Annotated in this window: 21 protein-coding genes and 1 other RNA gene; 12 read left to right on the top strand and 10 right to left on the bottom strand. The window is 56.4% G+C overall.

The window, feature by feature from the left end; translation table 11 throughout:
• Positions 1 to 14: 14 nt before the first annotated feature.
• The 8 genes from tdcC to D5067_RS02965 all read right to left on the bottom strand — a co-directional run bounded on the left by tdcC (position 15) and on the right by D5067_RS02965 (position 8,695).
• Positions 15 to 1,346 (bottom strand): threonine/serine transporter TdcC, encoded by a 1,332-nt coding sequence (tdcC, locus tag D5067_RS03000; protein WP_119936883.1) that lies wholly within the window; start codon positions 1,344 to 1,346, stop codon positions 15 to 17.
• 9 nt (positions 1,347 to 1,355) lie between these two features.
• Positions 1,356 to 2,345 carry a bifunctional threonine ammonia-lyase/L-serine ammonia-lyase TdcB gene (gene tdcB, locus D5067_RS02995; protein ID WP_119936968.1) on the bottom strand — a complete coding sequence of 330 codons (990 nt, stop codon included), beginning with the start codon at positions 2,343 to 2,345 and terminating at the stop codon, positions 1,356 to 1,358.
• A 100-nt stretch (positions 2,346 to 2,445) separates the two neighbouring features.
• On the bottom strand, positions 2,446 to 3,366 hold the full coding sequence (gene tdcA / locus D5067_RS02990; RefSeq protein ID WP_119936882.1) for a transcriptional regulator TdcA: 921 nt from the start codon (positions 3,364 to 3,366) through the stop codon (positions 2,446 to 2,448).
• Positions 3,367 to 4,029: 663 nt separating this feature from the next.
• An RNA gene (gene rnpB, locus D5067_RS02985) (RNase P RNA component class A) lies at positions 4,030 to 4,409 on the bottom strand.
• A 32-nt stretch (positions 4,410 to 4,441) separates the two neighbouring features.
• Positions 4,442 to 5,587: a glycerate 2-kinase gene (garK, locus tag D5067_RS02980; protein WP_119936881.1), complete on the bottom strand. Its 1,146-nt coding sequence runs from the start codon at positions 5,585 to 5,587 to the stop codon at positions 4,442 to 4,444.
• Positions 5,588 to 5,663: 76 nt separating this feature from the next.
• Positions 5,664 to 6,554, bottom strand: a complete 891-nt coding sequence (garR, locus tag D5067_RS02975) for a 2-hydroxy-3-oxopropionate reductase (RefSeq protein WP_119936880.1) — start codon at positions 6,552 to 6,554, stop codon at positions 5,664 to 5,666.
• A 20-nt stretch (positions 6,555 to 6,574) separates the two neighbouring features.
• Entirely contained in the window at positions 6,575 to 7,345 is a 771-nt protein-coding gene (gene garL / locus D5067_RS02970) for a 2-dehydro-3-deoxyglucarate aldolase (protein WP_119936879.1), read from the bottom strand.
• Positions 7,346 to 7,360: 15 nt separating this feature from the next.
• Positions 7,361 to 8,695 carry an MFS transporter gene (locus D5067_RS02965; RefSeq protein ID WP_119936878.1) on the bottom strand — a complete coding sequence of 445 codons (1,335 nt, stop codon included), beginning with the start codon at positions 8,693 to 8,695 and terminating at the stop codon, positions 7,361 to 7,363.
• A 412-nt stretch (positions 8,696 to 9,107) separates the two neighbouring features.
• Between D5067_RS02965 and garD the strand changes: the two genes are divergently transcribed.
• Positions 9,108 to 10,679: a galactarate dehydratase gene (gene garD, locus D5067_RS02960; RefSeq protein WP_119936877.1), complete on the top strand. Its 1,572-nt coding sequence runs from the start codon at positions 9,108 to 9,110 to the stop codon at positions 10,677 to 10,679.
• A gap of 73 nt (positions 10,680 to 10,752) precedes the next feature.
• Here the strand turns inward: garD and D5067_RS02955 are convergent, their stop codons facing one another.
• Entirely contained in the window at positions 10,753 to 11,556 is an 804-nt protein-coding gene (locus D5067_RS02955) for a DeoR family transcriptional regulator (protein WP_119936876.1), read from the bottom strand.
• 247 nt (positions 11,557 to 11,803) lie between these two features.
• Between D5067_RS02955 and kbaZ the strand changes: the two genes are divergently transcribed.
• The 11 genes from kbaZ (at position 11,804) to D5067_RS02900 (ending at position 23,890) form a co-directional block, all read left to right on the top strand.
• A complete protein-coding gene (gene kbaZ, locus D5067_RS02950; protein ID WP_119936875.1) occupies positions 11,804 to 13,099 on the top strand; it encodes a tagatose-bisphosphate aldolase subunit KbaZ in 1,296 nt (431 codons plus the stop codon).
• 20 nt (positions 13,100 to 13,119) lie between these two features.
• On the top strand, positions 13,120 to 13,593 hold the full coding sequence (agaV, locus tag D5067_RS02945) for a PTS N-acetylgalactosamine transporter subunit IIB (RefSeq protein ID WP_119936874.1): 474 nt from the start codon (positions 13,120 to 13,122) through the stop codon (positions 13,591 to 13,593).
• 10 nt (positions 13,594 to 13,603) lie between these two features.
• Positions 13,604 to 14,383: a PTS N-acetylgalactosamine transporter subunit IIC gene (agaW, locus tag D5067_RS02940; RefSeq protein WP_023309308.1), complete on the top strand. Its 780-nt coding sequence runs from the start codon at positions 13,604 to 13,606 to the stop codon at positions 14,381 to 14,383.
• Positions 14,373 to 15,251 (top strand): PTS N-acetylgalactosamine transporter subunit IID, encoded by an 879-nt coding sequence (gene agaE, locus D5067_RS02935; protein WP_029739649.1) that lies wholly within the window; start codon positions 14,373 to 14,375, stop codon positions 15,249 to 15,251. Before agaW ends, agaE begins: the two co-directional genes overlap by 11 nt.
• 16 nt (positions 15,252 to 15,267) lie before the next feature.
• Positions 15,268 to 15,702: a PTS galactosamine/N-acetylgalactosamine transporter subunit IIA gene (gene agaF / locus D5067_RS02930; protein ID WP_119936873.1), complete on the top strand. Its 435-nt coding sequence runs from the start codon at positions 15,268 to 15,270 to the stop codon at positions 15,700 to 15,702.
• Positions 15,699 to 16,832 carry an N-acetylglucosamine-6-phosphate deacetylase gene (gene nagA / locus D5067_RS02925; RefSeq protein ID WP_119936872.1) on the top strand — a complete coding sequence of 378 codons (1,134 nt, stop codon included), beginning with the start codon at positions 15,699 to 15,701 and terminating at the stop codon, positions 16,830 to 16,832. The genes agaF and nagA overlap by 4 nt, the downstream gene beginning before the upstream one ends.
• Before the next feature lie 246 nt (positions 16,833 to 17,078).
• On the top strand, positions 17,079 to 18,227 hold the full coding sequence (locus D5067_RS02920; protein WP_119936871.1) for an SIS domain-containing protein: 1,149 nt from the start codon (positions 17,079 to 17,081) through the stop codon (positions 18,225 to 18,227).
• A 12-nt stretch (positions 18,228 to 18,239) separates the two neighbouring features.
• Complete coding sequence (gene kbaY, locus D5067_RS02915) at positions 18,240 to 19,112, top strand: tagatose-bisphosphate aldolase subunit KbaY (protein WP_119936870.1); 873 nt, start codon at positions 18,240 to 18,242, stop codon at positions 19,110 to 19,112.
• 116 nt (positions 19,113 to 19,228) lie between these two features.
• The gene (gene malX, locus D5067_RS02910; protein WP_119936869.1) at positions 19,229 to 20,800 is read left to right on the top strand and encodes a maltose/glucose-specific PTS transporter subunit IIBC; all 1,572 of its coding nucleotides are present in this window, start codon (positions 19,229 to 19,231) and stop codon (positions 20,798 to 20,800) included.
• 12 nt (positions 20,801 to 20,812) lie between these two features.
• A complete protein-coding gene (locus tag D5067_RS02905; RefSeq protein ID WP_119936868.1) occupies positions 20,813 to 21,985 on the top strand; it encodes a MalY/PatB family protein in 1,173 nt (390 codons plus the stop codon).
• A 15-nt stretch (positions 21,986 to 22,000) separates the two neighbouring features.
• Positions 22,001 to 23,890 carry an alpha-galactosidase gene (locus D5067_RS02900; RefSeq protein ID WP_119936867.1) on the top strand — a complete coding sequence of 630 codons (1,890 nt, stop codon included), beginning with the start codon at positions 22,001 to 22,003 and terminating at the stop codon, positions 23,888 to 23,890.
• A 67-nt stretch (positions 23,891 to 23,957) separates the two neighbouring features.
• Here D5067_RS02900 and rsmI read toward each other — a convergent pair whose 3' ends face one another.
• The gene (gene rsmI / locus D5067_RS02895; RefSeq protein WP_119936866.1) at positions 23,958 to 24,821 is read right to left on the bottom strand and encodes a 16S rRNA (cytidine(1402)-2'-O)-methyltransferase; all 864 of its coding nucleotides are present in this window, start codon (positions 24,819 to 24,821) and stop codon (positions 23,958 to 23,960) included.
• Positions 24,822 to 24,836: the final 15 nt, after the last annotated feature.

Below are 24,836 nucleotides of genomic sequence, written 5' to 3'. Positions count from 1 at the left end.
TCCTGAGCTTTGGGTTAGAACAGTTTGTAAACGATATTCAGGATGGTCAGCATGCCGACAACGGTCACGAAGATGTTTTCCGGCCTGCCCTTGTATTTCGCCAGCGCCGGCGCTTTGCGGATGGCATACATCGGCAGCAGGCACAGCAGAGAGGCGATGATTGGCGCGCCCATGGCTTCAATAAGGTCCAGAATGTTCGGGTTGGCGTAGGCCACGACCCAGGTGGAGCCCATGATGAAGACCATGCTGATGGTGTTCAGCTTGCCCACGGAGACTTTCTTCTTGTCGCCCTTGTAGCCGAATTTCAGGACCAGACCGTTCAGCCCTTCCAGCGTGCCGAGGTAGTGGCCGAAGAAGGATTTGAAGATAGCGACCAGCGCGATGATGGACGCGCCGTATTCCAGCACCGTTGCGAACGTTGATTTGCTGCCCGACATCGACGCGAAGTGGTTTGCCAGATAAGAGAGCACCGGAATGTTCTGCGCTTTGGCATCCGCCATGTTCTGCGGAGAGAGCGTGAACAGGCAGCTAAAGGCGAAGAACATCACCACGGCCACCATCAGCAGGCTGGCGCGGCCAATGATTTTGGAACATTTCTGCTCGGTAAACTCTTTCCCGAACTCAGGTTCGTACTCTTCGCGCTTGGACACCACGAAGGACGAGACGATAGGCGAGAAGTTGAAGGAGAAGACCATGATGGAGATCCCCAGCCAGACAGTGACCAGAATGCCGTCATGACCGGTGAAGGCGATATCGCTCAGGTTAACCTGGTCGATAACCGCAGAGTTCCAGTACGGGATCAGCGACAGGGAAATCAGCACCAGGCTGGCGATAAAGGGGAACACCAGGAAGCTCATCACCTTCACCATCAGGTCTTTACCAAACCAGATAACAAAGACCATCAGCAGCAGCAGGAACAGCGCCACAAAGCCGCGGTTCAGCGCGGGCAGCTGAAGCTGGTTTTCCCAGAAGGTCATGAAGGTGTTGGTAATGGTGACGCCGTAAATCCACAGCAGCGGGCAAATCGCAAAGAAGTAGAGGAAGGTGATCACCACCCCGCCGGTTTTGCCGAAGTGCTCTTCTACCGTTTCGGTGATGTTGCCCGAGACGTTACTGCCTGACAGACACAGGCGCGCCAGCGCGCGGTGGCAGTAGAACGCGATCGGGAAGGCAAGAACCAGCATCAGCAGGATGGGGATCAGGCCACCGAAGCCTGCACGAATGGGGAAGAACAGCACGCCCGCGCCAATGGCGGTGCCAAACAGGCCAAGCGTCCAGGTGGTATCAGACTTACGCCAGGTGGACGTTTTTGTCTGGCCAACGATAATGCTTTCTGTGTTGCTCATAGGTCACCTTTATGCGTCAACGAAGCCGGTAATTTGGGAAACACGGGAGAGATCGATATTGCCCCCGGAAATAATGCAGACGGTTTTTCGGCCCTGAATATAGCTATCGAGCTTGCCGCTTATTAACGCCGCGCAGGCGAGCGCGCCTGCGCCTTCCGTAACCACTTTATTTCGCTGAATAAGTGCAATCATGCTGTTGCGAATATCGTCTTCGCTGACCAGCACAATGTCATCGACTAATTCGCGAACGATTTCGAAGGTTAAATTACCCGGGCGAGAAACGTCGCAACCGTCCGCTAATGTGCCGGTAACGCGGTGGTTCGTTATTTCTCCGGCCTGATACGACGCCGCCATACCGTGAACGTTTTCAGACTGCACGCCGATAATATTAATGGTTGGGTTGATGGACTTAATGGCCGTTGCAATACCGGCAATTAAACCGCCGCCGCCGACAGGCACAATGACGTTATCCACGTCGTATAAATCCTCGAGGATTTCCAGGCCGATGGTGCCCTGCCCGGCAATCACTTTTGGGTCATCGTACGGTGGGATAAAAATACGCCCTTCCATCTCGACGATTTCGCTCACTTTGGCGATGGTGTCGTTAAAATTCTCGCCGTGGAGCACCACTTCTGCCGAGTAGTCGCGCGTGGCGGCAACCTTGGATTTCGGCGCGCCCATCGGCATCACCACTTTACCGTCGATACCCAGCATGGCGCAGGAGAGCGACACGCCTTGGGCGTGGTTTCCCGCCGAACAGGCAACAACGCCTTTACGTTTTTCCGCATCGGTCAGCGAGCTTAGCTTATTAAACGCACCGCGAATTTTGAACGAACCGGTACGCTGCATATTTTCAAACTTAAGGAATATCTCACCTTTACAGCGTTCGCTGAGATAATTTGAGCGCGGCATACCGGTTTTATAAATTTTTCCTGCCAGTCGTTTTCTGGCGTCCTGAATATCTTCAATGGTTACAGGGAGATCGTAGGTAATGTGCATAATATCCTCGTTATAATAATTCATTGTTTTCAGGCAAAGTCAGGGTATCAGAGCGTTAGAATGCCAGGCTCTGGGTGTTTTTAAAATTGGATCTAAAAATTCATCGTCGACTTTCGATATTCATCGACGAATATTGCTTCGCCAGCTCAACCAGGACTGACGCTGATTTTTTAATGCTGTAATTCTTTGACCACACGGCGGCATAACGCGCCACGGGTAATTCATCTTCAACCGGCAGAACAATAAACTGGTCGGAGCCGAACGGCGCAATCATGTCGCGGGGAATAACCGTCAGATAATCGGCATTGAGGACAAGGTTATAAATGGTGACGACGGAATCGGTCTGGACGATGTTTTCAATGCTGATGTGGTTGTCTTGCAGGGTGGTCAGAAGTTCTTTGTAGTAGCCCATATCGGTTTGCGGCATCACCCACTGTTCATGCGTGAGCGATGCCAGTGTCGTCGGGCCGGTGCACGTTCGTGATTTGCTGGCAACCAGCACAAACTCGGATTCAAACAGCGGCTCGACGTGAAGATCCTGCAGCAGCATTTCGTCGCTCAGCGTGCCGATGGCAAAATCAAGGCGCCCGTCGCGAATGGCGGGCAGGAACGAAGAGAGCTGTGCTTCATACATCGAGACGCGCGCTTTCGGGAACACTTCCTTGAATTTTTTGATCATCTCAGACAGGAAGGTGAAGCCAATCAGCGACGGATAGCCAAAGGAGACGTCCATGACGGTGCTAAAACTGAGGCTGTTAATCTCGCTCACCATGTTCTTCATCTCACGGGTGATCGACTCAGAATAGGACAGCAGAACCTGGCCTGCCGCAGTCAGTTTTACGCCAGTGTTCTTGCGAACCATCACTTCCACGCCGAAGTAGGATTCGATGTCGCTGATAATTTTACTGACCGCCGGCTGCGTCAAACCCAGCTGTCTGGCAGCAGAACCTATGGAGCCACTTTTAATGACTTCCTGAAATACCACGAGGTGCTGTGTTTTCGGTAGAATAATAGTGTTCATAATATTCTGCGCTTATTTCCCTATGACGGAGCGAATTCTACCTAATAGTGTTTAAGGGGGTATGTGCTGTTACTCACAATTTGTCTCTTCACCTTTTCCCTTTAGGGTTCAAAAAGATAATAAAATCATTATAAATCAATAAATTAATTTAATAAAAACACGTCATTACGCTGATATTGATCAACAAAATGGGCAGTAATAACTTTATTTTATGCCAATAACCTTCGTGAATTTTTTCAATTAATAAATAGCAATAAAGACTATCTTTCAGACAATTAAAGGTTAATAAACAGTCATTATTTGTTTAAAACATTTTTGTGCTTTATCAAATATGGTAATAATGATTTTGCTGCAGTAACGGAAAAAGTGGGGCAGGTCACACATTCACAGGGTAAATGTTTTGAATTTCAATATATGCATATCAAATAAGAAAAAAATAACATCCAGTTCAATAACAACCATAACAAATCCACAACGCTGTAAAATTCACATTTTTTAGCGTTAAATTTTGTGATTTCGATCGCCAACGGAGGATGAATGTATTCATTAATCCGTTAAGCAGTGAAATGTGCTTCACGTCGCAAAATTGAGAATTGGTATCATTTGTAAACATTGTCGGGAGTACAGAAAGCAAAAACCCCGCCGAAGCGGGGTTCTGTAAGAAGTTGAAGCTGACCGATAAGCCGGGTTCTGTCGTTGGACAGTCATTCATCTAGGCCAGCAATCGCTCACTGGCTCAAGCAGCCTACCCGGGTTCAGTACGGGCCGTACCATGTGAACCCCTATTTGGCCTTGCTCCGGGTGGAGTTTACCGTGCCACGGACTGTTACCAGCCGCGCGGTGCGCTCTTACCGCACCCTTTCACCCTTACCTGATCCCGCTTGCGCGGGCCATCGGCGGTTTGCTCTCTGTTGCACTGGTCGTGGGTTTCCCCCCCAGGCGTTACCTGGCACCCTGCCCTATGGAGCCCGGACTTTCCTCCCCTCCGCCCGTCTCCCCCCGAAAGGGGACGACGACGAAGCGGCGACTGTCTGGTCAGCTTCGGCGCGAAGTATAGAGGGTTTGCGCCCCGCTGTCACCCTTGGGTGTGCATCCCCACCTGCAAAGTGGCGGCGATATTGCGCGAGGCGCGGTAAATATTGTCATAAGCGCCGCGGAATGCCTCTTCGAGCGAGCCGATACTGCTCAGGACGCTGAACACGGCGTCGATACCGTACTGGTGGACTACGCCCACGTCCGGGGTAAGGCTGCCGGCGATCCCGATCACCGGCTTATGGTATTTCTTGGCGACGTTTGCCACGCCAACGGGCACTTTACCGTGAATGCTCTGGCTGTCGATCCGCCCTTCGCCCGTCAGCACCCAGGTGCAGTCGTGAATATGCTCTTCAAGATTGAGCGCCTGGGTAACAATCTCAATCCCGCTCTTGAGCTCCGCGCCGAGGAAAGCCATCAAGGCCGCTCCCATCCCGCCCGCGGCCCCTGCGCCCGGGACGTGTTTAACGTCAATATGCAGGGATTTTTTGATCATGTCCGCATAGTGGCTAAGGTTGGCGTCCAGTTCGAGGATCATCCCCTCGGTCGCCCCTTTTTGTGGACCAAAGATGCGTGACGCCCCCTTCTCCCCCACCAGCGGATTGGTGACGTCGCAGGCCACGCGGATTGCGCAGCCCTTAAGCCGCGCATCCAGCCCTGATACATCAATACCGTTAAGCGCCATCAGGCTGCTGCCGCCGTAGCCGATCTCCGTGCCGTTGGCGTCCGTAAGCTTCGCACCCAGCGCCTGCATCATACCGGCGCCGCCATCGTTGGTGGCGCTGCCGCCGATGCCGATAATAATATTGCGCGCGCCCTTATCCAGCGCGCTGAGGATAAGCTCCCCGGTACCGCGTGAGGTGGTGACGAGTGGGTTACGCTGCGCGTGAGGCACAAGCGCCAGGCCGCTGGCGGCCGCCATCTCGATGAACGCCGTGCTGCCGTCGCCGGACATCCCCCAGCAGGCGTTGACTTTCTCCCCCATAGGCCCGGTAACAACGGCGTGCTGTTCCGCGCCCTGGGTGGCAGCAATCATCGCTTCGACTGTACCTTCTCCACCGTCAGCGACAGGCACAGAAACATAAAGTGCATCGGGGAAAATTTCCCGAAATCCTTTTTCTATCGCCTGAGCTACCTCGGTGGCAGAGAGGCTTTCTTTATAAGAGTCTGGAGCGATTACGATTTTCATAGTTGTAGCCTGTTACTGCACATTTTCGGCCTGGACCGTAGGCCCGGTAAGCGCAGCGCCACCGGGCACGACGTTATTAGCGAGAGACTTCCACTTTCGCCAGTTTTTCGTAGTAGCACGCGATGGCGCTGTGGTCGGCAGTACCCAGACCATCCGCACGGAGCGCCTGCATCATCTCCATGACGGCGGCGGTCAGCGGCAGCTGCGCGCCCACGCCGTGGGAGGTGTCCAGCGCGTTCGCCAGATCTTTAATGTGCAGGTCGATGCGGAAACCGGGCTTAAAGTTACGATCCATCACCATCGGCGCTTTGGCATCCAGCACGGTGCTGCCCGCCAGGCCGCCGCGGATCGCCTGATAAACCAGATCCGGGTTTACGCCTGCTTTGGTTGCCAGAGTCAGCGCTTCAGACATCGCCGCGATGTTCAGCGCCACAATCACCTGGTTCGCCAGCTTGGTGACGTTGCCTGCGCCAATTTCACCGGTGTGCACCACGGAACCGGCCATGGCTTTCATCAGGTCGTAGTACTTGTCGAAAATCGCCTTGTCGCCGCCCACCATCACCGACAGCGTGCCGTCGATGGCTTTCGGCTCGCCGCCGCTCACCGGCGCATCGAGCATATCGACGCCTTTCGCCTTCAGCGCCTCGCTGATTTCACGGCTGGCCAGCGGGGCGATAGAACTCATATCAATCACCACCAGGCCCGGTTTTGCCCCATCGATAATGCCGTTTTCGCCCAGCGCCACTTCTTTTACGTGCGGGGAATTTGGCAGCATGGTGATGACCACATCACACTGCTCGGCAATGGCTTTAGCCGTGGAGGCCGCTTCTGCGCCGGCAGAAATGACTTCTGCAACAGCTTCTGGATTACGGTCGGAAACCACCAGTGAGTAACCTGCTTTAATGAGGTTTTTGCTCATTGGTTTGCCCATGATACCCAGGCCAATAAAACCCACTTTCAGCGTCATAATTTTTTCCTCAATGATGGTTATTTTTTAAAAGCGTCTGCTAATTTCTGCGTGGCGGAGCGGAATACGCCGAGGTCGCTGCCCACGGCAACAAAAGTTGCGCCCCACTCCAGGTAGCGGCGTGCATCCGCTTCAACCGGGGCCAGAATGCCGCACGGTTTGCCGTGCGCTTTGGCGCGGGCGAAAATGTGCTGGATGGCGCGCTGCACGTCCGGATGACCCGCATTGCCCAGGTGGCCGAAGGCAGCCGCCAGATCGCTTGGGCCAACGAAAATGCCGTCTACGCCGTCGGTTGCGGCGATGGCATCGACGTTATCAACGCCCTGCTGGCTTTCAATCTGCACCAGAATGGTGATGTTCTTGTTGGACTGCGCGAAGTAGTCCGGCACGGTGCCAAACATGTTGGCGCGATGCGATACGGACACGCCGCGAATGCCTTCTGGCGGATAGCGTGTAGAGGCCACGGCCCGCACCGCTTCTTCTTCGGTCTCCACGAACGGGATCAGGAAGTTGTAGAAGCCGATATCCAGCAGGCGCTTGACGATCACCGGCTCGTTCGTCGGCACACGCACCACAGGCGCGCTCTGGCTGCCCTTCAGCGTCATCAGCTGCGGGATAAAGGTGCTGATATCGTTAGGCGCATGTTCGCCGTCCAGCACCAGCCAGTCGAATCCGGCCAGGCCCAGCACTTCGGTGCTGATGGGGTTTGCCAGGGCAGACCAGCAGCCAATCTGGATCTGGTTCGCCGCGAGGGCTGCCTTAAATTTATTCGGGAAGATATCGTTACTCATCGCTTATACCTTTGCTTATTTCTGCAATTCCATACGTTTAATGTCGCCTACCACGAACAGGTAGCAGAACATCGCCATCAACGCTGAACAGCCAACGAATACCAGTGCCGCGTTGAACGAATGCAGTTCACTGACCAGATAACCAATTACCAGCGGCGTCGCGATAGACGCCACGTTACCAAAGACGTTAAACACGCCGCCGCACAGGCCAACAATCTCTTTTGGCGCGGTGTCGGAAATGACCGGCCATCCCAGCGCACCAAAGCCTTTGCCGAAGAAGGCCAGCGCCATCAGGGCAACCACCAGCGTGGTGTTGTTGGTGTAGTTACAGAGAATAATGGACGACGCCAGCAGCATGCCCAGCACAATCGGCAGCTTACGCGCCAGCGTTATCGACTTGCCCTGCTTAATCAGGTAATCCGAGAACACCCCGCCCAGCACGCCACCGGCAAAGCCGCACAGCGCGGGAATGGATGCCACCAGGCCCACCTTCAGAATCGACATCCCTTTTTCCTGCACCAGATAAATCGGGAACCAGGTGAGGAAGAACCAGGTGATAGTGTTGATAAAGTATTGACCAAAAAAGACGCCCAGCATCATGCGGTTGGTCAATAACTGTTTGATGTAGTGGAGTTTCGGGCCGCTCGCAGCCTGTACGCCCGGCTTTTTGTGATCCATATCGACCACGGCGCCACCTTCGGTGATGAACGTCAGCTCCTGCTCGGACATCCGCGGATGGTCGGTCGGGTTATGGATGTACTTCACCCATACGCCGGTCAGCACGAAACCAATCACGCCCATGACGGTGAAGACATGTTCCCAGCCCCAGGCGAAGGTCAGCCAGCCCAGCAGCGGCGAGAAGATTGCCAGCGAGAAATACTGCGCCGCGTTAAATAACGCAGACGCGGTGCCGCGCTCTTTGGTCGGGAACCAGGCCGCCACGATACGGGCGTTCGCCGGGAATGACGGCGCTTCCGAGAAGCCGAGCATAAAGCGCATGATGAACATTGATACGCCCGCCCAGGCCAGCGGGAAGACGTCCACAAAGCCCTGCAGGAAGGTGAACAGCGACCAGAAGAACAGGCTGTAGGTGTAAACCTTTTTAGAGCCGAACTTATCGAGCAGCCAGCCGCCGGGGATCTGCATCAGCAGGTAAGCCCAGCCGAACGCGGAGAAGATATACCCCATAGATACGGCGCTTAACTGCAGCTCTTTCGCCACCTCGGTACCGGCAATCGACAGCGTTGCACGGTCAGCATAGTTAATGGCCGTGACGATAAAAATAATCAGCAGAATTAAATATCGGGTGGGTACACCCTTTTTCGATTCTACAGTGGTATCCAGTATCATGTTTATTTCCTCAGGCACATCGATAGTTATATTTATAATTTTTAGAAGGAGTATTCCCTGATTATTTATCGATAGCAGGCAATATCAGGTAATTAACCAGACGCAATGAAATCGTGATTCAGTATAATCATCACCCGCTGTCTGCACATTGTAATAACGCTCAATTATAACGGCTATCATCAATAATATTTTGAGCATATGCACAACACGTTGGGCGCTGATGCACAGAATCAGCGATTAGCGGCTAAAGGGCGTGACGTCTCGCATTAGGGAGTGATCAGGATCACATTTTTATACTCAAAGTCCTGACATTCTTTATTTAAGAAAGCAGCGTCTTTATTTTTATAATAAGAAAATAAATATCTATCTGGCTGCATTTATTATCAGACACTTTGCTGGAGAATACTGAACAATGGCCGACATTGAAATTCGACAAGCATCGCCGACGGCGTTCTATATAAAAGTACACGACACCGATAACGTGGCGATTATTGTTAACGACAACGGCTTAAAAGCGGGAACCCGGTTCCCGGACGGGCTGGAACTGGTTGAGCATATTCCTCAGGGACATAAAGTCGCGCTGGTGGATATCCCGGCTCACGGTGAAATCGTGCGCTACGGTGAAGTGATTGGCTATGCCGTTCGCGCCATCCCGCAGGGAAGCTGGATTGAGGAGTCGCTGGTGGAACTGCCAAAAGCGCCGCCGCTTAACACCCTGCCGCTGGCTACGCGCGTGCCTGAGCCGCTGCCGCCGCTGGAAGGCTATACCTTCGAAGGCTACCGCAATGCAGACGGCAGCGTCGGCACCAAGAACCTGCTCGGTATTACCACCAGCGTGCACTGCGTGGCGGGCGTGGTGGATTACGTAGTCAAAATCATCGAGCGCGATCTGCTGCCGAAATACCCGAACGTCGACGGCGTGGTGGGCCTGAACCACCTCTACGGCTGCGGCGTGGCGATCAACGCGCCCGCGGCGGTGGTGCCTATTCGCACAATCCACAATATCGCGCTCAACCCGAACTTTGGCGGCGAGGTGATGGTGATTGGTCTGGGCTGCGAAAAGCTGCAGCCTGAGCGTCTGCTGCAGGGCACCGAAGATGTCAAAGCCATTCCGGTCGACGAGGCCAGCATCGTGCGTCTGCAGGACGAACACCACGTCGGCTTCAAATCAATGGTCGACGATATTCTTCAGGTAGCTGAACGTCATCTGGACAAGCTCAACAAGCGCCAGCGCGAAACCTGCCCGGCGTCTGATCTGGTCGTGGGAACCCAGTGCGGCGGCAGCGATGCGTTTTCCGGCGTCACCGCCAACCCGGCGGTAGGCTATGCGTCCGATCTGTTCGTACGCTGCGGCGCCACGGTGATGTTCTCTGAAGTGACCGAAGTGCGTGACGCCATCCACCTGCTGACGCCGCGCGCCGTCAACGAAGAAGTGGGCAAGCGCCTGCTGGAAGAGATGGCCTGGTACGATAACTATCTCGATATGGGCCAAACCGACCGCAGCGCCAACCCGTCGCCGGGCAATAAGAAAGGCGGCCTGGCAAACGTGGTGGAAAAAGCGCTCGGGTCGATTGCCAAATCCGGCCAGAGCGCGATTGTGGAAGTGCTCTCCCCGGGCCAGCGCCCGACGAAACGCGGCCTGATATACGCGGCAACGCCGGCCAGCGATTTCGTCTGCGGCACGCAGCAGGTAGCATCCGGTATTACGGTGCAGGTATTCACCACCGGACGCGGTACGCCGTACGGCCTGATGGCGGTGCCGGTGATTAAAATGGCAACCCGCACCGAGCTGGCAAACCGCTGGTATGACTTAATGGACATCAACGCGGGCACCATCGCCACCGGAGAAGAGAGCATTGAGGACGTCGGCTGGAAGCTGTTCCACTTCATTCTGGACGTGGCGAGCGGGCGGAAAAAAACCTTCTCTGACCAATGGGGATTGCATAACCAGCTGGCGGTGTTTAACCCGGCACCGGTGACGTGATTCATATTCCCAACCGCATCGAACGGTACCCTCTCCCTGTGGGAGAGGGTTAGGGTGAGGGGGAAAGCCCCCCTTAAACCAGCACCACGTCAATCCCGCTCTTACGTAATCCTTCCAGGCTCTCCGCCGGAATGCCTTCATCGACAATAATCATATCAATCCGTTGGGTATCGATGATTTTATGCAGGCTCGAGCGGTTAAATTTGCTGGAGTCAGTGACAACGATAATACGCTCCGCCACCTCGCACATTTTACGGTTCAGACGGGCTTCATCCTCGTTGTGCGTGCTCACGCCGCGATCGAGATCGATGGCGTCGACGCCCAGAAACAGCAGGTCAAAATGGTAATTTTGCAGCGACTGCTCCGCCTGGTCTCCATAGAAAGATTGTGACTGACGGCGCAAATGCCCACCGGTCATCAGCAATTCCACCCCTTCAGCTTCCAGCAACGCGTTCGCAACGTTCATGCCGTTGGTCATTGCAATCACGTCCGTGTGCTGGCGCAGCATACGGGCGATTTCAAACGTCGTGGTACCGGAATCCAGAATAATGCGGTGTCCGGGCTTTACCAGTTCCGCGGCTGCCTGCGCAATACTGCGTTTTACCGCCGTATTCAGCGAGCTTTTGTCTTCCACAGACGGCTCAATGCCTTGTGCATTGCCTTCACAGATCAGCGCGCCGCCGTAGGCGCGCACGGCGATGCCCTGCTTTTCCAGGAACGCCAGATCGTTGCGGATCGTCACCGTCGACACGCCGTATAAATGAGAAAGATCGTTAACCTGCACGCTTCCCTGCGCCCGCAACCGCTGAATGATCTGCTCCCGCCTTTCGCTGGTGCCGGTGATGCGCTTCTCCGCAGATGAATCGGTGCTGCTCATACGAGCTCCTTAATAAACTTTCGTTTCATTTCGTTTTGCCTATTAAGGCCTTTCTTTTACGGGAATGCAAGTCCTGTCTGGCCTTCAGACGTAAGCTTAGCAGCAGCTGAAACCTTTCATTATGTTTCTTTTGTGAAACAGATCGGAAAACTATTATCTTTCGTTTTATTTTTATAACACCATGATGCAGTATCAAATGAAACAAAACGAAAGATAAATATCATTACCATCCGAAACGGAGAGGAAAGTGAAACATCTGACAGAAATGGTGGAACGACATAAACGGGGGAATGCAAACGGGATTTATGCCGTTTGTTCCGCACATCCACTGGTACTTGAAGCCGCAATTCGTTACGCACAGTCACACCAAACGCCCCTGCTGATTGAAGCCACCTCCAACCAGGTAGATCAGTTTGGCGGCTATACCGGCATGACGCCCGCCGATTTTCACGGGTTTGTCTGCAGGCTAGCGGAATCACTGGGTTTCCCGACGTCGCAGCTGATCCTCGGCGGCGATCATTTAGGCCCAAACCGCTGGCAAAACCTGCCCGCGCTGCAGGCGATGGCGAACGCCGACGATCTGATCAGAAGCTACGTGGCCGCCGGGTTTAAGAAGATCCATCTCGACTGCAGCATGTCCTGCAAGGACGATCCCGTTCCTTTAACCGACGCGATCGTCGCCGAGCGCGCCGCGCGACTGGCGAAAATTGCTGAAGCGACCAGCCTCGAGCAGTTTGGCGCTGCCGAATTGGTCTACGTTATCGGCACGGAAGTGCCGGTTCCGGGTGGCGCGCACGAGACGCTCACTGAACTTGCCGTCACCACGCCGGACGCGGCACGCGCCACGCTTGAAGCGCACCGCCACGCGTTCGAAAAGGAAGGCTTAAGCGACATCTGGCCGCGCATTATTGGCCTGGTGGTTCAGCCTGGCGTGGAGTTCGACCACGCGCACGTCTGCGACTATCAGCCGCAGAAAGCCGTTGCCCTGAGCAAAATGGTTGAAGCCTACGATACGCTGGTGTTTGAAGCGCACTCCACCGACTACCAGACCCCACAGGCGCTGCGCCAGCTGGTCAACGATCACTTTGCGATTCTGAAAGTTGGCCCCGCCCTGACCTTCGCCCTGCGCGAGGCGCTGTTCTCGCTGGCCGCGATTGAAGAGGAGCTGCTGCCGGCAAAAGCCAGCTCCGGCCTGCGTCACGTGCTGGAAAACGTCATGCTCGACCGCCCGGAATACTGGCAAAACCATTATCACGGTGACGGCAACGCGCGCCGCCTGGCGCGCGGCTACAGCTACTCTGACCGCGTGCGCTACTACTGGCCGGACGGCGAGATTGACGACGCCTTTGAGCGGCTGGTGCGTAACCTGGCAGACCAGCCTATTCCTCTGCCGCTGATCAGCCAGTACCTGCCGTTGCAGTACGGCAAAGTTCGCGAGGGCGCTCTCAAGTCAACGCCGCGGGAACTCATCATCGACCACATTCAGGACATACTCCAGCAGTACCACGCCGCCTGCGAAGGCGTAACGACTCAAAGCGCATAATTAAAAAAGAGGAAAACGCTATGCCAAACATTGTCTTATGCCGCATCGATGAACGCCTAATCCACGGTCAGGTGGGCGTGCAGTGGGTGGGGTTTGCGGGGGCAAACCTGGTGCTGGTCGCTAACGATGAGGTCGCTGAGGATCCGGTTCAACAGAACCTGATGGAAATGGTGCTCGCGGAAGGGATCGCCGTGCGCTTCTGGTCGCTGCAAAAGGTCATCGACAACATTCACCGCGCCGCTGACCGCCAGAAAATCCTGCTGGTCTGCAAATCACCCGCCGATTTTCTGAAGCTGGTTGAGGGCGGCGTGCCCATTACCCGTATTAACGTCGGAAACATGCACTACGCCAGTGGCAAACAACAAATTGCCAAAACGGTCTCTGTCGACGCGAACGATATCACCGCGTTCAACGGCCTGAAAGCGGCCGGTGTGGAATGCTTCGTTCAGGGCGTTCCAACAGAAACTGCTTTGGATCTCTTTAAACTGCTCTGAGGGATTCACAATGGAAATCAGTCTGTTGCAGGCGCTGGGGTTGGGCATACTCGCCTTTATCGCCGGTCTGGATATGTTTAACGGGTTAACGCACATGCACCGCCCGGTGGTACTCGGGCCGCTGGTCGGCCTGATTCTGGGCGATCTGCACACCGGCATTTTGACCGGCGGTACGTTAGAGCTGGTCTGGATGGGGCTGGCCCCGCTCGCCGGTGCCCAGCCGCCGAACGTCATTATCGGCACCATCGTGGGTACCGCATTTGCCATCAGCACCGGCGTGAAGCCAGAAGTCGCGGTTGGCGTCGCCGTGCCGTTTGCCGTGGCGGTTCAGATGGGGATTACGTTCCTCTTCTCGGTGATGTCCGGCGTCATGTCGCGCTGCGATCGCATGGCGGCCAATGCAGACACCAACGGTATTGAACGGGTTAACTATCTTGCGCTGCTGGCGCTCGGCATCTTCTATTTTCTGTGCGCGTTCCTGCCGATCTACTTCGGTGCGGAACATGCGAAAACCGCCATTGACGTCCTGCCAGCGCGTCTGATTGACGGCCTCGGCGTCGCGGGCGGGATCATGCCAGCCATCGGCTTCGCCGTGCTGCTGAAGATCATGATGAAAAACGTCTACATCCCTTACTTCATTATCGGCTTTGTCGCCGCCGCCTGGCTCAAGCTTCCGGTGCTGGCGATTGCGGCGGCCGCGCTGGCCATGGCGCTGATCGACCTGATGCGTAAATCACCTGAACCGACGGCTCCCGCAGCCCAGAAAGAGGAATTCGAAGATGGCATCTAACCAAACTACCCTGCCGGGCGTGTCTGAAAGCGAAGAAACGCTGCTGACCGGCGTGAATGAAAACGTCTACGAAGACCAAAACATCGGTGCCGAGCTGACGAAAAAGGATATTAACCGCGTGGCCTGGCGTTCCATGCTGCTGCAGGCCTCGTTCAACTACGAACGTATGCAGGCCTCCGGCTGGCTGTACGGGCTGCTGCCCGCGCTGAAAAAGATCCACACCAACAAGCGGGACCTGGCGCGGGCGATGAAAGGCCATATGGGCTTCTTTAACACCCACCCGTTTCTGGTGACCTTTGTTATCGGCATCATTCTGGCGATGGAGCGGTCCAAGCAGGATGTGAACAGCATCCAGAGCACCAAAATTGCCGTCGGCGCGCCGCTCGGCGGCATCGGCGACGCCATGTTCTGGCTAACCCTGCTGCCCATCTGCGGCGGTATTGGTGCCAGCCTGGCGCTGCAAGGGTCGATTCTGGGGGCGGTGGTCTTTATCGTACTGTTTAACGTGGTTCACCTCGGCCTGCGTTTTGGCCTGGCGCACTACGCTTACCGGATGGGCGTCGCGGCCATTCCGCTGATTAAAGCCAACACCAAAAAGGTCGGCCACGCGGCGTCTATCGTCGGGATGACGGTGATCGGCGCGCTGGTGGCAACCTACGTTCGCCTCAATACCACGCTCGAAATCAAGGCGGGTGATGCCGTTGTCAAGCTTCAGGCCGACGTCATCGACAAGCTGATGCCCGCGTTCCTGCCGCTGGTCTACACCCTGACCATGTTCTGGCTGGTACGCCGCGGCTGGAGCCCGCTGCGGCTGATCGGTATCACCGTGCTGCTGGGCGTTGTCGGCAAATTCTGTCACTTCCTGTAAAAGCAAAGAGGTTGCGATGTTAGGCATTATTTTGACGGGTCACGGCGGGTTTGCCAGCGGGCTTGAGCAGGCGATGAAGCAGATCCTCGGCGAGCAGCCGCAGTTTATCGCCATCGATTTTCCGGAAACCTCCACCACCGCGCGGCTGACCGCTCAGCTTGAGCAGGCGGTGAGCGAACTCGATGCGCAGCACGATATTGTGTTTCTCACCGACCTGCTCGGCGGCACGCCGTTCCGCGTGGCGTCAACGCTCGCGATGCAAAGGCAGGGCAGCGAAGTGATCACCGGCACCAACCTGCAGCTGCTGCTGGAGATGGTGCTGGAGCGCGACGGATTAAGCAGCGAGGCGTTTCGTCTGCAGGCGCTGGAGTGCGGACACCGCGGCCTGACGAGCCTGGTGGACGAGCTGGGGCGCTGTCGCGAGGAAGCCCCTGCCGAGGAAGGGATATGAGCCAGCTGCTGCGCGCACGACGGGTGCTGACCGAACAGGGCTGGCTGGACGACCATCAGCTACGCATTGAAAGCGGCACGGTTGCGGCGATTGAACCCATTCCGGCGGGCGTTATGACGCGCGATGCGGAGCGGCTTTGCCCGGCCTATATCGATACGCACGTCCACGGCGGCGCGGGCGTGGACGTCATGGATGATGCGCCCGACGTGCTGGACACCCTGGCAATGCATAAAGCCCGCGAAGGCGTGGGCGCATTTCTGCCCACCACCGTGACCGCGCCGCTGGAGGCCATCCACGCCGCGCTGATGCGTATCGCCCGGCGCAGTCAGTCCGGCGGCCCCGGCGCGCAGATCCTGGGCAGCTATCTTGAAGGACCATACTTTACGCCGCAGAACAAAGGGGCGCATCCGCCTGAGCTGTTCCGGGAGCTGGATATCGCCGAGCTGGACAGGCTGGTTGACGTTTCACAGGGCACGCTGCGGGTGGTGGCGCTCGCGCCAGAAAAGCCCGGCGCGCTGCAGGCCATTCATCATCTTAAACAGCGCGGGATACGCGTGATGCTGGGCCACAGCGCTGCCACGTACCGGCAAACTCTTGCCGCGTTTGATGCGGGTGCCAGCGGGCTGGTTCACTGCTACAACGGCATGACGGGGCTGCACCACAGAGAGCCCGGCATGGTCGGCGCAGGGCTGACGGACAAACGGGCGTGGCTGGAGCTGATTGCCGACGGCCACCACGTCCATCCCGGGGCGATGCGCTTATGCTGCTGCTGCGCGCAGGATCGCGTGGTGCTGATTACCGATGCCATGCAGGCGGCAGGTATGCCTGACGGACGGTATACGCTCTGTGGTGAAGAGGTCTCGATGCAAAACGGCGTGGTTCGAACCGGCTCCGGCGGGCTGGCGGGCAGCACGCTGTCGCTGGATGCTGCGGTCAGGAATATGGTGGAGTATGCGGGCGTCACCGCAGAAGACGCTATACATATGGCCTCGCTGCACCCTGCCCGGCTGCTGGGCATTGACGGTCAGCTCGGATCCTTAGCCCCGGGTAAACGCGCCAATATCATTGCGCTGGACGGGGGTTTACACCTCCAGCAGATCTGGATTCAGGGCCAGGCTCTCCCCCTTTAGCCCTTTCATTGTGTCTCCTGTTGGCCTTACGGCACCCGATCGTAAGGCCTTTCTTTTCCTTTCCTTAAACTTTCCCTTTCCTTTCACGATCACACTTTTCGTTTTATTTCTTTTCTTCCATTGAAGTTTCGATTTCTTTTCTATAGATTTTATTTAACTGCTTAAGTGAACAAGTGAAACGAAACGAAAGATAGCGACACGATTGCCAGCGTCTGATGTGGAATTCACACGACTAAGGACTGAGTTATGCCACACACCACTACCGCCGCGACAACCGGCACCTGGACCGAGGAAGAGATCCGCCAGCAGCCTGCCAGCTGGATCCGCTCGCTTAACAACATCGATAGCCTGCGTGCTTCAATCGACAGTTTCCTGACGCCGCTGCTGCGCAAGGACGATCTGAGGATCGTCCTGACCGGCGCGGGCACGTCCGCCTTTATCGGCGATATCGTTTCTCCCTGGCTCGCGAGCTACACGGGGAAAAACTTCACTGCCGTCCCAACAACCGATCTGGTCACGAACCCGATGGACTACTTCAGCCCTGCGCATCCGCTGCTGCTGATTTCGTTTGCCCGCTCCGGCAACAGCCCGGAAAGCGTCGCGGCCGTCGAGCTGGCAAATCAGTTCGTGCCGGAGTGCTACCACCTGTCGATTACCTGCAACGAGGCGGGGAGCCTGTACCAGAACGCCGTCGACAGCGATAACGCCTGTGCCCTGCTGATGCCTGCCGAAACGCACGATCGCGGGTTCGCGATGACCAGCAGCATCACCACCATGATGGCAAGCTGTCTGGCCGTGTTCGCTCCGGAAACGATCAATAGCCACACCTTCCGCGACGTGGCAGATCGCTGTCAGGCGATCCTCGCCTCACTCGGCGATTTCAGCCACGGCGTCTTTGGCTGCGAGCCGTGGAAGCGCGTTGTCTATCTGGGAAGCGGCGGCCTGCAGGGCGCGGCGCGCGAATCGGCGCTGAAGGTGCTGGAGCTGACGGCGGGCAAGCTGGCGGCATTTTACGACTCCCCAACGGGCTTCCGTCACGGGCCTAAGTCTCTGGTCGATAGCGAAACGCTGGTGGTGGTGTTTATCTCCAGCCATCCGTATACGCGTCAGTACGATCTGGATCTGCTGGCCGAGCTGCGCCGCGATCGTCAGGCCCTGCGCGTCGTCGCCATCGCCGCTGAAAGCGATCCGGTGATTGAAGCGGGTCCGCACATCCTGCTGCCGCCTTCACGGCCGTTTATCGATATGGAACAGGCGTTCTGCTTCCTGATGTATGCCCAGGTCTTTGCACTCACTCAGTCGCTCAGCGTAGGCAATACGCCCGATACGCCATCGGCCAGCGGCACGGTCAACCGGGTAGTTCAGGGCGTTGTTATTCATCCGTGGCAGGCTTAAGAGGATCGGATCATGAGTATTATTTCTACCAAATATCTTCTGCAGGACGCGCAGGCAAAAGGCTACGCCGTACCGGCGTTCAACATCCACAACGCGGAGACGATCCAGGCGATCCTTGAAGTCTGCAGCGAAATGCGATCCCCGGTGATCCTCGCAGGCACGCCGGGTACCTTTAAGCATATTGCGCTCGAAGAGATCTACGCCCTGTGCAGCGCGTACTCCCTCACCTACGACATGCCGCTGGCGCTGCACCTCGATCACCACGAATCGCTGGATGATATCCGCCGCAAGGTCAACGCCGGCGTGCGCAGCGCGATGATCGACGGCAGTCACTATCCGTTTGAACAAAACGTGAAGCTGGTGAAGTCGGTGGTCGATTTCTGCCACCTCAACGACTGCAGCGTCGAGGCCGAGCTGGGACGTCTGGGCGGGGTGGAAGATGACATGAGCGTGGACGCCGAAAGCGCGTTCCTCACCGATCCGCAGGAGGCGAAACGCTTCGTCGAACTGACCGGCGTAGATAGCCTTGCCGTCGCCATCGGCACCGCGCACGGCCTGTATACCAAACGCCCGAAAATTGACTTCCAGCGGCTGGCGGAAATCCGCGAAGTGGTCACCGTACCGCTGGTGCTGCACGGCGCGAGCGATGTGCCGGATGAGTTTGTGCGCCGCACCATCGAGCTGGGCGTGTGCAAAGTCAACGTGGCTACCGAACTGAAAATTGCCTTCTCTGACGCGGTTAAAGCCTGGTTTGCCGAAAACCCGCAGGGTAACGATCCGCGCTTCTACATGCGGGTCGGCATGGACGCCATGAAAGAGGTGGTCAGAAGCAAGATCGCCGTTTGCGGCTCGGCAAACCGGCTCCTGCTTCCTGCCGAAGCCTGATCCCATCGCGCATTACATCAATACCTAAAAAATAACTATAAGCCTCGCAAATATGAAGGCGCGTCCTTAAGCCGGACAGCGCCTTCCATTATCCTAAAAATCCGAGGAGTCCCTACATGACACAGGAAAAGTCGTTTAAATCGAAAGCGTGGGAATTTTTCCAAAGCCTGGGAAAGACGTTTATGTTCCCGGTCTCTCTGCTGGCCTTTATGGGGTTGCTGCTGGGTATCGGTAGCTCCGTCACCAGCCCTTCAACTATTAAAAGTTTTCCCTTTCTGGGCGGCGAGTTAACGCAGCTAACCTTTGGCTTTATCGCCATGGTGGGCGGCTTCGCCTTTACCTATCTGCCGCTGATGTTTGCCATGGCGATCCCGATGGGCCTCGCCAAACGCAACAAGGCCGTGGGCGCCTTTGCCGGGTTCGTTGGCTACATGCTGATGAACATGAGCATCAACTACTACCTGACCGCCACCCACCAGCTTGCCGACGCCGCCACCATGAGACAGGTAGGACAATCGATCGTGCTGGGGATCCAGACCCTGGAGATGGGCGTGCTGGGCGGCATCGTGGTGGGGGTGATCGTCTATTTCCTGCACGAGCGTTTTCAGGACACGGTGCTGCATGACGCCTTTGCGTTCTTTAGCGGCATTCGTTTCGTGCCCATCATTAGCGCACTCACGCTGTCGCTGGTCGGGCTGTTTATCCCGCTGTTGTGGGAATACGTGGCGCTGGGGATTGCCGGAATTGGTCATATCATCCAGAGCACCAGCGTTTTCGGACCGTTCCTCTACGGCGTAGGCGTGCTGCTGCTTAAACCCTTTGGTCTGCACCATATTCTGCTGGCGATGGTGCGCTTCACGCCGGCAGGCGGCATTGAGATGGTCAACGGCCATGAAGTGGCCGGCGCGCTGAATATCTTCTACGCCGAGCTGAAAGCCGGACTGCCGTTTAGCCCGCACGTTACCGCGTTTCTTTCGCAAGGCTTTATGCCGACCTTTATCTTTGGCCTGCCTGCCGTGGCGTACGCCATCTACCGCACCGCGCGTCCGGAAAACCGCCCGGTGATTAAGGGGCTGCTGCTTTCCGGCGTGCTGGTTTCCGTCGTTACCGGTATTTCAGAACCGATTGAGTTTCTGTTCCTGTTTATCGCCCCCGCGCTTTACGCCTTCCATATCGTGATGTCGGGCCTGGCGCTGATGGTGATGGCCCTGCTGGGGGTAACCATCGGCAACACCGACGGCGGGATTTTGGATCTGCTGATCTTCGGCGTGATGCAGGGGATGTCGACCAAATGGTATCTGCTGTTCCCGGTGGGCATTGCCTGGTTTGCCATCTACTTCTTCGTCTTCCGCTGGTACATCCTCAAACACGATATCAAAACGCCGGGCCGTGAGGTGGACGCGCAGGGCGCGCAGCAGGCCGTCGAAGCCAACACCCGCGCGCGTGGAAAATCGAAATACGATCACGGGCTTATCCTGCGTGCGCTCGGCGGCAAAGAGAATATCGAGTCGCTCGACAACTGCATCACCCGCTTGCGCCTGGTGGTGAAGGAGATGGGGCTTATCGATCAGCAGGCGCTGAAAGCGGCTGGCGCTCTGTCGGTGGTGGTGCTGGATGCTCACAGCGTGCAGGTGATCATCGGCCCTCAGGTGCAGAGCGTCAAAACCGGCATTGAAGCCTTAATCTAACAGGGGGTTGTTGTGTTTGATTTCGATAAAATCATCGAGCGTAAAAGCGATAAGTGCCGTAAATGGGATCATGCGTTTGTCTGCTCGCGCTTCGGGGATGTCCCGCAGGGGTTTATCCCGCTGTGGATCGCAGATATGGATTTCACCTCGCCGCCGGCCGTTATTGAAGGCTTCCAGCGCATCGTGGAGCACGGCACCTTTGGCTATACCTGGTGCTTCGACGAATTTTACGACGCGGTGATGGCCTTCCAGCGCACGCGTCATCAGGTTGAGGTGGAGAAGTCGTGGATCACCCTGACCTACGGCACCGTCTCCACGCTGCATTACACGGTCCAGGCGTTCTGCTCGCCCGGCGACAGCGTGATGATGAACACGCCGGTCTACGATCCCTTTGCGATGGCGGCGCACCGCCAGGGCGTGCGGGTGCTTGCTAACCCGCTTCGCGTGGTAGAAAACCGCTATCAGCTGGATTTTGATCTGATTGAAGAGCAGCTCAAAACCCACCGTCCAAAACTGTGGTTCTTCTGCTCGCCGCATAACCCCTCGGGCAGGATCTGGCGCGCGGATGAGATACGCCAGGTCTCCGATCTCTGTAAACGCTACGGCACCATTCTGGTGGTCGATGAGGTTCACGCCGAGCATATTCTGGACGGCACGTTCGTCAGCTGTCTGACCTCGGGCTGTGCCGCACTGGACAACCTGATCGTGCTGACGTCGCCAAATAAAGCCTTCAACCTGGGCGGGCTGAAAACGTCCTACTCCATGATCCCTGACGATTCGCTGCGCCAGCGCTTCCGCCAGCAGCTTGAGAAGAACTCGATTACCTCACCCAATATGTTCGGCGTATGGGGGATTATCCTGGCCTACCAGCACGGCCTGCCCTGGCTTGACGCGCTGAACGGCTATCTGCAAGGGAACGCCCGCTACCTTGCGGACGCTATTCAGACCCACTTCCCGGCGTGGAAGATGATGAACCCGGAGTCGTCGTATCTGGCCTGGATAGACGTAAGCGCCGACGACCGCAGCGCCACAGCGTTGACCCAACATTTCGCCCAGCAGGCCGGTGTCGTGATTGAAGACGGCAGCCACTACGTGCAAAACGGCGAAAACTACCTGCGGATTAACTTCGGCACCCAGCGCTACTGGCTGGAGCAATCCATCAACCGAATGCTGAAGCATTACTGATTAGGATCTTAACTGATGAAAAAAGTGCTCACTCTCTCGCTGCTGGCTCTCTCTGTTTCTCATGGCGCTCTGGCTGCCACCTACGCGCTAAAGAACGACAATATTGCCCTTTCGTTTGACGATGCAAACTCAACGGTAGTGGTTAAGGACAATAAGGCTAACCATCCGCTCACGCCGCAGGAGCTGTTCTTTCTGACGCTGCCGGATGAGACAAAAATCCACACCGCGGATTTCACCATCAAGCACGTCGAAAAGCAGGACGGTGCAATCGTCATTGACTTCACCCATCCGGATTTTAACGTGACGGTGAAGCTGAACCTGCTGAAGGGTAAATACGCCAGTATCGACTACACCATTTTAGCGGTGGGCCAGCCGCGAGACGTGGCGAAAATCACCTTCTTCCCGACCAAAAAGCAGTCTCAGGCACCTTACGTTGACGGCGCGATCAATAGCTCACCGATCGTTGCTGATTCGTTCTTCATCCTGCCGGATAAACCGATCGTCAATACCTACGCCTATGAAGCGACAACCAACCTTAATGTAGAACTGAAAACGCCGATTCTGCCGGAGACGCCGGTCAGCTATACCACTTATTTTGGCACCTTCCCGGAAACCAACCAGCTGCGCCGCAGCGTGAACGAGTTTATCGATGCCGTGCGTCCCCGGCCATATAAGCCTTACCTGCACTACAACAGCTGGATGGACATCGGCTTCTTTACGCCCTATTCCGAGCAGGATGTAATCAGGCGAATGGACGAATGGAATAAGGAATTTATTATCGGGCGCGGTGTAGCGCTGGACGCGTTCCTGCTGGACGACGGCTGGGACGATCGCACCGGGCGCTGGCTCTTCGGCCCGGCATTCAGCAACGGTTTTGGCAAGGTACGGGAGAAGGCCGACAGCCTGCACAGCTCCGTCGGGCTATGGCTCTCGCCGTGGGGCGGTTATAACAAACCGCGCGATATTCGTGTCTCGCATGCAAAAGAGTACGGGTTCGAAACGGTAGACGGGAAGCTGGCATTATCGGGACCGAACTACTTTAAAAACTTCAATGAACAGATCGTTAAGCTGATCAAAAACGAGCATATTACCTCGTTCAAGCTCGACGGAATGGGCAATGCCAACTCGCACATTAAGGGCAGTCCGTTTGCATCGGATTTTGACGCATCCATCGCCCTGCTGCATAACATGCGTAGCGCAAACCCGGACCTGTTTATCAACCTGACCACCGGCACCGACGCCAGCCCGTCCTGGCTGTTCTACGCTGATTCAATCTGGCGCCAGGGGGATGACATCAACCTGTACGGTCCCGGCACGCCGGTACAGCAGTGGATAACCTACCGCGACGCCGAAACTTACCGCTCCATCGTACGCAAAGGCCCGCTGTTCCCGCTGAACTCGCTGATGTACCACGGGATCGTCAGCGCTGAGAACGCCTATTACGGCCTGGAGAAAGTGCAAACGGATGCCGACTTTGCCGATCAGGTCTGGAGCTATTTCGCGACCGGCACGCAGCTGCAGGAGCTGTATATCACACCGTCAATGCTGAATAAGGCGAAGTGGGACACCCTGGCGCAGGCGGCGAAGTGGTCGCGAGATAACGCCAGCGTGCTGGTGGATACCCACTGGATTGGCGGCGACCCAACCGCACTGCAGGTTTACGGCTGGGCATCCTGGAGCAAGGACAAAGCGATTTTCGGCTTGCGTAACCCGTCGGATAAGCCGCAAAGCTACTTCCTGGATCTGGCGAAAGATTTCGAAATCCCAACAGGAAACGCGGCGCAGTTTAGTCTGAAAGCGGTGTACGGCAGTAATGTAACCGTACCGGAGGAGTACCAAAACGCGGTGGTGATTACGCTGCAGCCGCTGGAAACGCTGGTGTTTGAGGCAATGCCTGTTAACTAAAAGGCATATAAAGATCTGTAGGCCGGGTAAGGCGCAGCCGCCACCCGGCGAAACAGGCGGCAGGGGCTTACTCCCCCTGCTGCTCCAGCGCATACTTATACAGCGCATTTTTCTTCACGCCGTGGATCTCCGCCGCTAATGCCGCCGCTTTCTTCAGCGGCAGTTCCGCCTGCAGCAGCGCCAGCGTGCGCAGCGCGTCGGCGGGCAGCGCGTCTTCCTGCGCCTTGTGTCCTTCGACAATCAGCACCATTTCGCCCTTGCGGCGGTTCTCGTCTTCCTTCACCCACGCCAGCAGTTCGCCCACCGGCGCGCCGTGGATCGTTTCCCAGGTTTTGGTCAGCTCGCGCGCCAGCACCACGTAGCGGGATTCGCCCCAGACGGTAACCATATCGTCCAGGCTTTCCAGCAGGCGGTGGGTTGATTCGTAAAAAATCAGGGTACGCGGCTCTGCTTCCAGATCCTTCAAAACGTCGCGGCGGCCCTTAGATTTGGCGGGCAGGAAGCCTTCATAGCAGAAGCGATCGGACGGCAGACCCGCAGCGCTCAGCGCCGCAATGGCGGCACACGGCCCCGGCAGCGGCACGACGCGGATGCCTGCTTCACGGCAGGTACGCACCAGGTGGTAGCCGGGGTCGTTGATCAGCGGCGTACCGGCGTCCGAGACCAGCGCAATGTTCTGCCCTTCCTTCAGTTTCGCCACCAGCGTTTCGGCTTTTTGTTGCTCATTGTGATCGTGCAGGGCGAACAACCGGGCGCTAATCGCGAAATGCTGAAGGAGTAAACCGGTGTGACGAGTGTCTTCAGCGGCAATTAAATCAACAGATTGCAAAACGGTCAGCGCACGTTGGGTAATATCAGACAAATTCCCGATAGGAGTAGGTACAATATAAAGCTGGCCTTGAGAATTATCTGCCGTTTCGTGTTGTTTCATTGTTTAGTCCGTATT

Source organism: Enterobacter huaxiensis, from assembly GCF_003594935.2.
Taxonomy (GTDB): domain Bacteria; phylum Pseudomonadota; class Gammaproteobacteria; order Enterobacterales; family Enterobacteriaceae; genus Enterobacter; species Enterobacter huaxiensis.
Note: the sequence above shows the minus strand (reverse complement) of the source record. Positions and strands in the feature narration are given on the sequence as shown.

Coding starts and splice junctions, on each gene's coding strand:
- tdcC (WP_119936883.1), bottom strand. CDS start 1,346: ATGAGCAACACAGAAAGCATTATCGTTGGCCAGACAAAAACGTCCACC.
- tdcB (WP_119936968.1), bottom strand. CDS start 2,345: ATGCACATTACCTACGATCTCCCTGTAACCATTGAAGATATTCAGGAC.
- tdcA (WP_119936882.1), bottom strand. CDS start 3,366: ATGAACACTATTATTCTACCGAAAACACAGCACCTCGTGGTATTTCAG.
- garK (WP_119936881.1), bottom strand. CDS start 5,587: ATGAAAATCGTAATCGCTCCAGACTCTTATAAAGAAAGCCTCTCTGCC.
- garR (WP_119936880.1), bottom strand. CDS start 6,554: ATGACGCTGAAAGTGGGTTTTATTGGCCTGGGTATCATGGGCAAACCA.
- garL (WP_119936879.1), bottom strand. CDS start 7,345: ATGAGTAACGATATCTTCCCGAATAAATTTAAGGCAGCCCTCGCGGCG.
- D5067_RS02965 (WP_119936878.1), bottom strand. CDS start 8,695: ATGATACTGGATACCACTGTAGAATCGAAAAAGGGTGTACCCACCCGA.
- garD (WP_119936877.1), top strand. CDS start 9,108: ATGGCCGACATTGAAATTCGACAAGCATCGCCGACGGCGTTCTATATA.
- D5067_RS02955 (WP_119936876.1), bottom strand. CDS start 11,556: ATGAGCAGCACCGATTCATCTGCGGAGAAGCGCATCACCGGCACCAGC.
- agaV (WP_119936874.1), top strand. CDS start 13,120: ATGCCAAACATTGTCTTATGCCGCATCGATGAACGCCTAATCCACGGT.
- agaW (WP_023309308.1), top strand. CDS start 13,604: ATGGAAATCAGTCTGTTGCAGGCGCTGGGGTTGGGCATACTCGCCTTT.
- agaE (WP_029739649.1), top strand. CDS start 14,373: ATGGCATCTAACCAAACTACCCTGCCGGGCGTGTCTGAAAGCGAAGAA.
- agaF (WP_119936873.1), top strand. CDS start 15,268: ATGTTAGGCATTATTTTGACGGGTCACGGCGGGTTTGCCAGCGGGCTT.
- nagA (WP_119936872.1), top strand. CDS start 15,699: ATGAGCCAGCTGCTGCGCGCACGACGGGTGCTGACCGAACAGGGCTGG.
- D5067_RS02920 (WP_119936871.1), top strand. CDS start 17,079: ATGCCACACACCACTACCGCCGCGACAACCGGCACCTGGACCGAGGAA.
- kbaY (WP_119936870.1), top strand. CDS start 18,240: ATGAGTATTATTTCTACCAAATATCTTCTGCAGGACGCGCAGGCAAAA.
- malX (WP_119936869.1), top strand. CDS start 19,229: ATGACACAGGAAAAGTCGTTTAAATCGAAAGCGTGGGAATTTTTCCAA.
- D5067_RS02900 (WP_119936867.1), top strand. CDS start 22,001: ATGAAAAAAGTGCTCACTCTCTCGCTGCTGGCTCTCTCTGTTTCTCAT.
- rsmI (WP_119936866.1), bottom strand. CDS start 24,821: ATGAAACAACACGAAACGGCAGATAATTCTCAAGGCCAGCTTTATATT.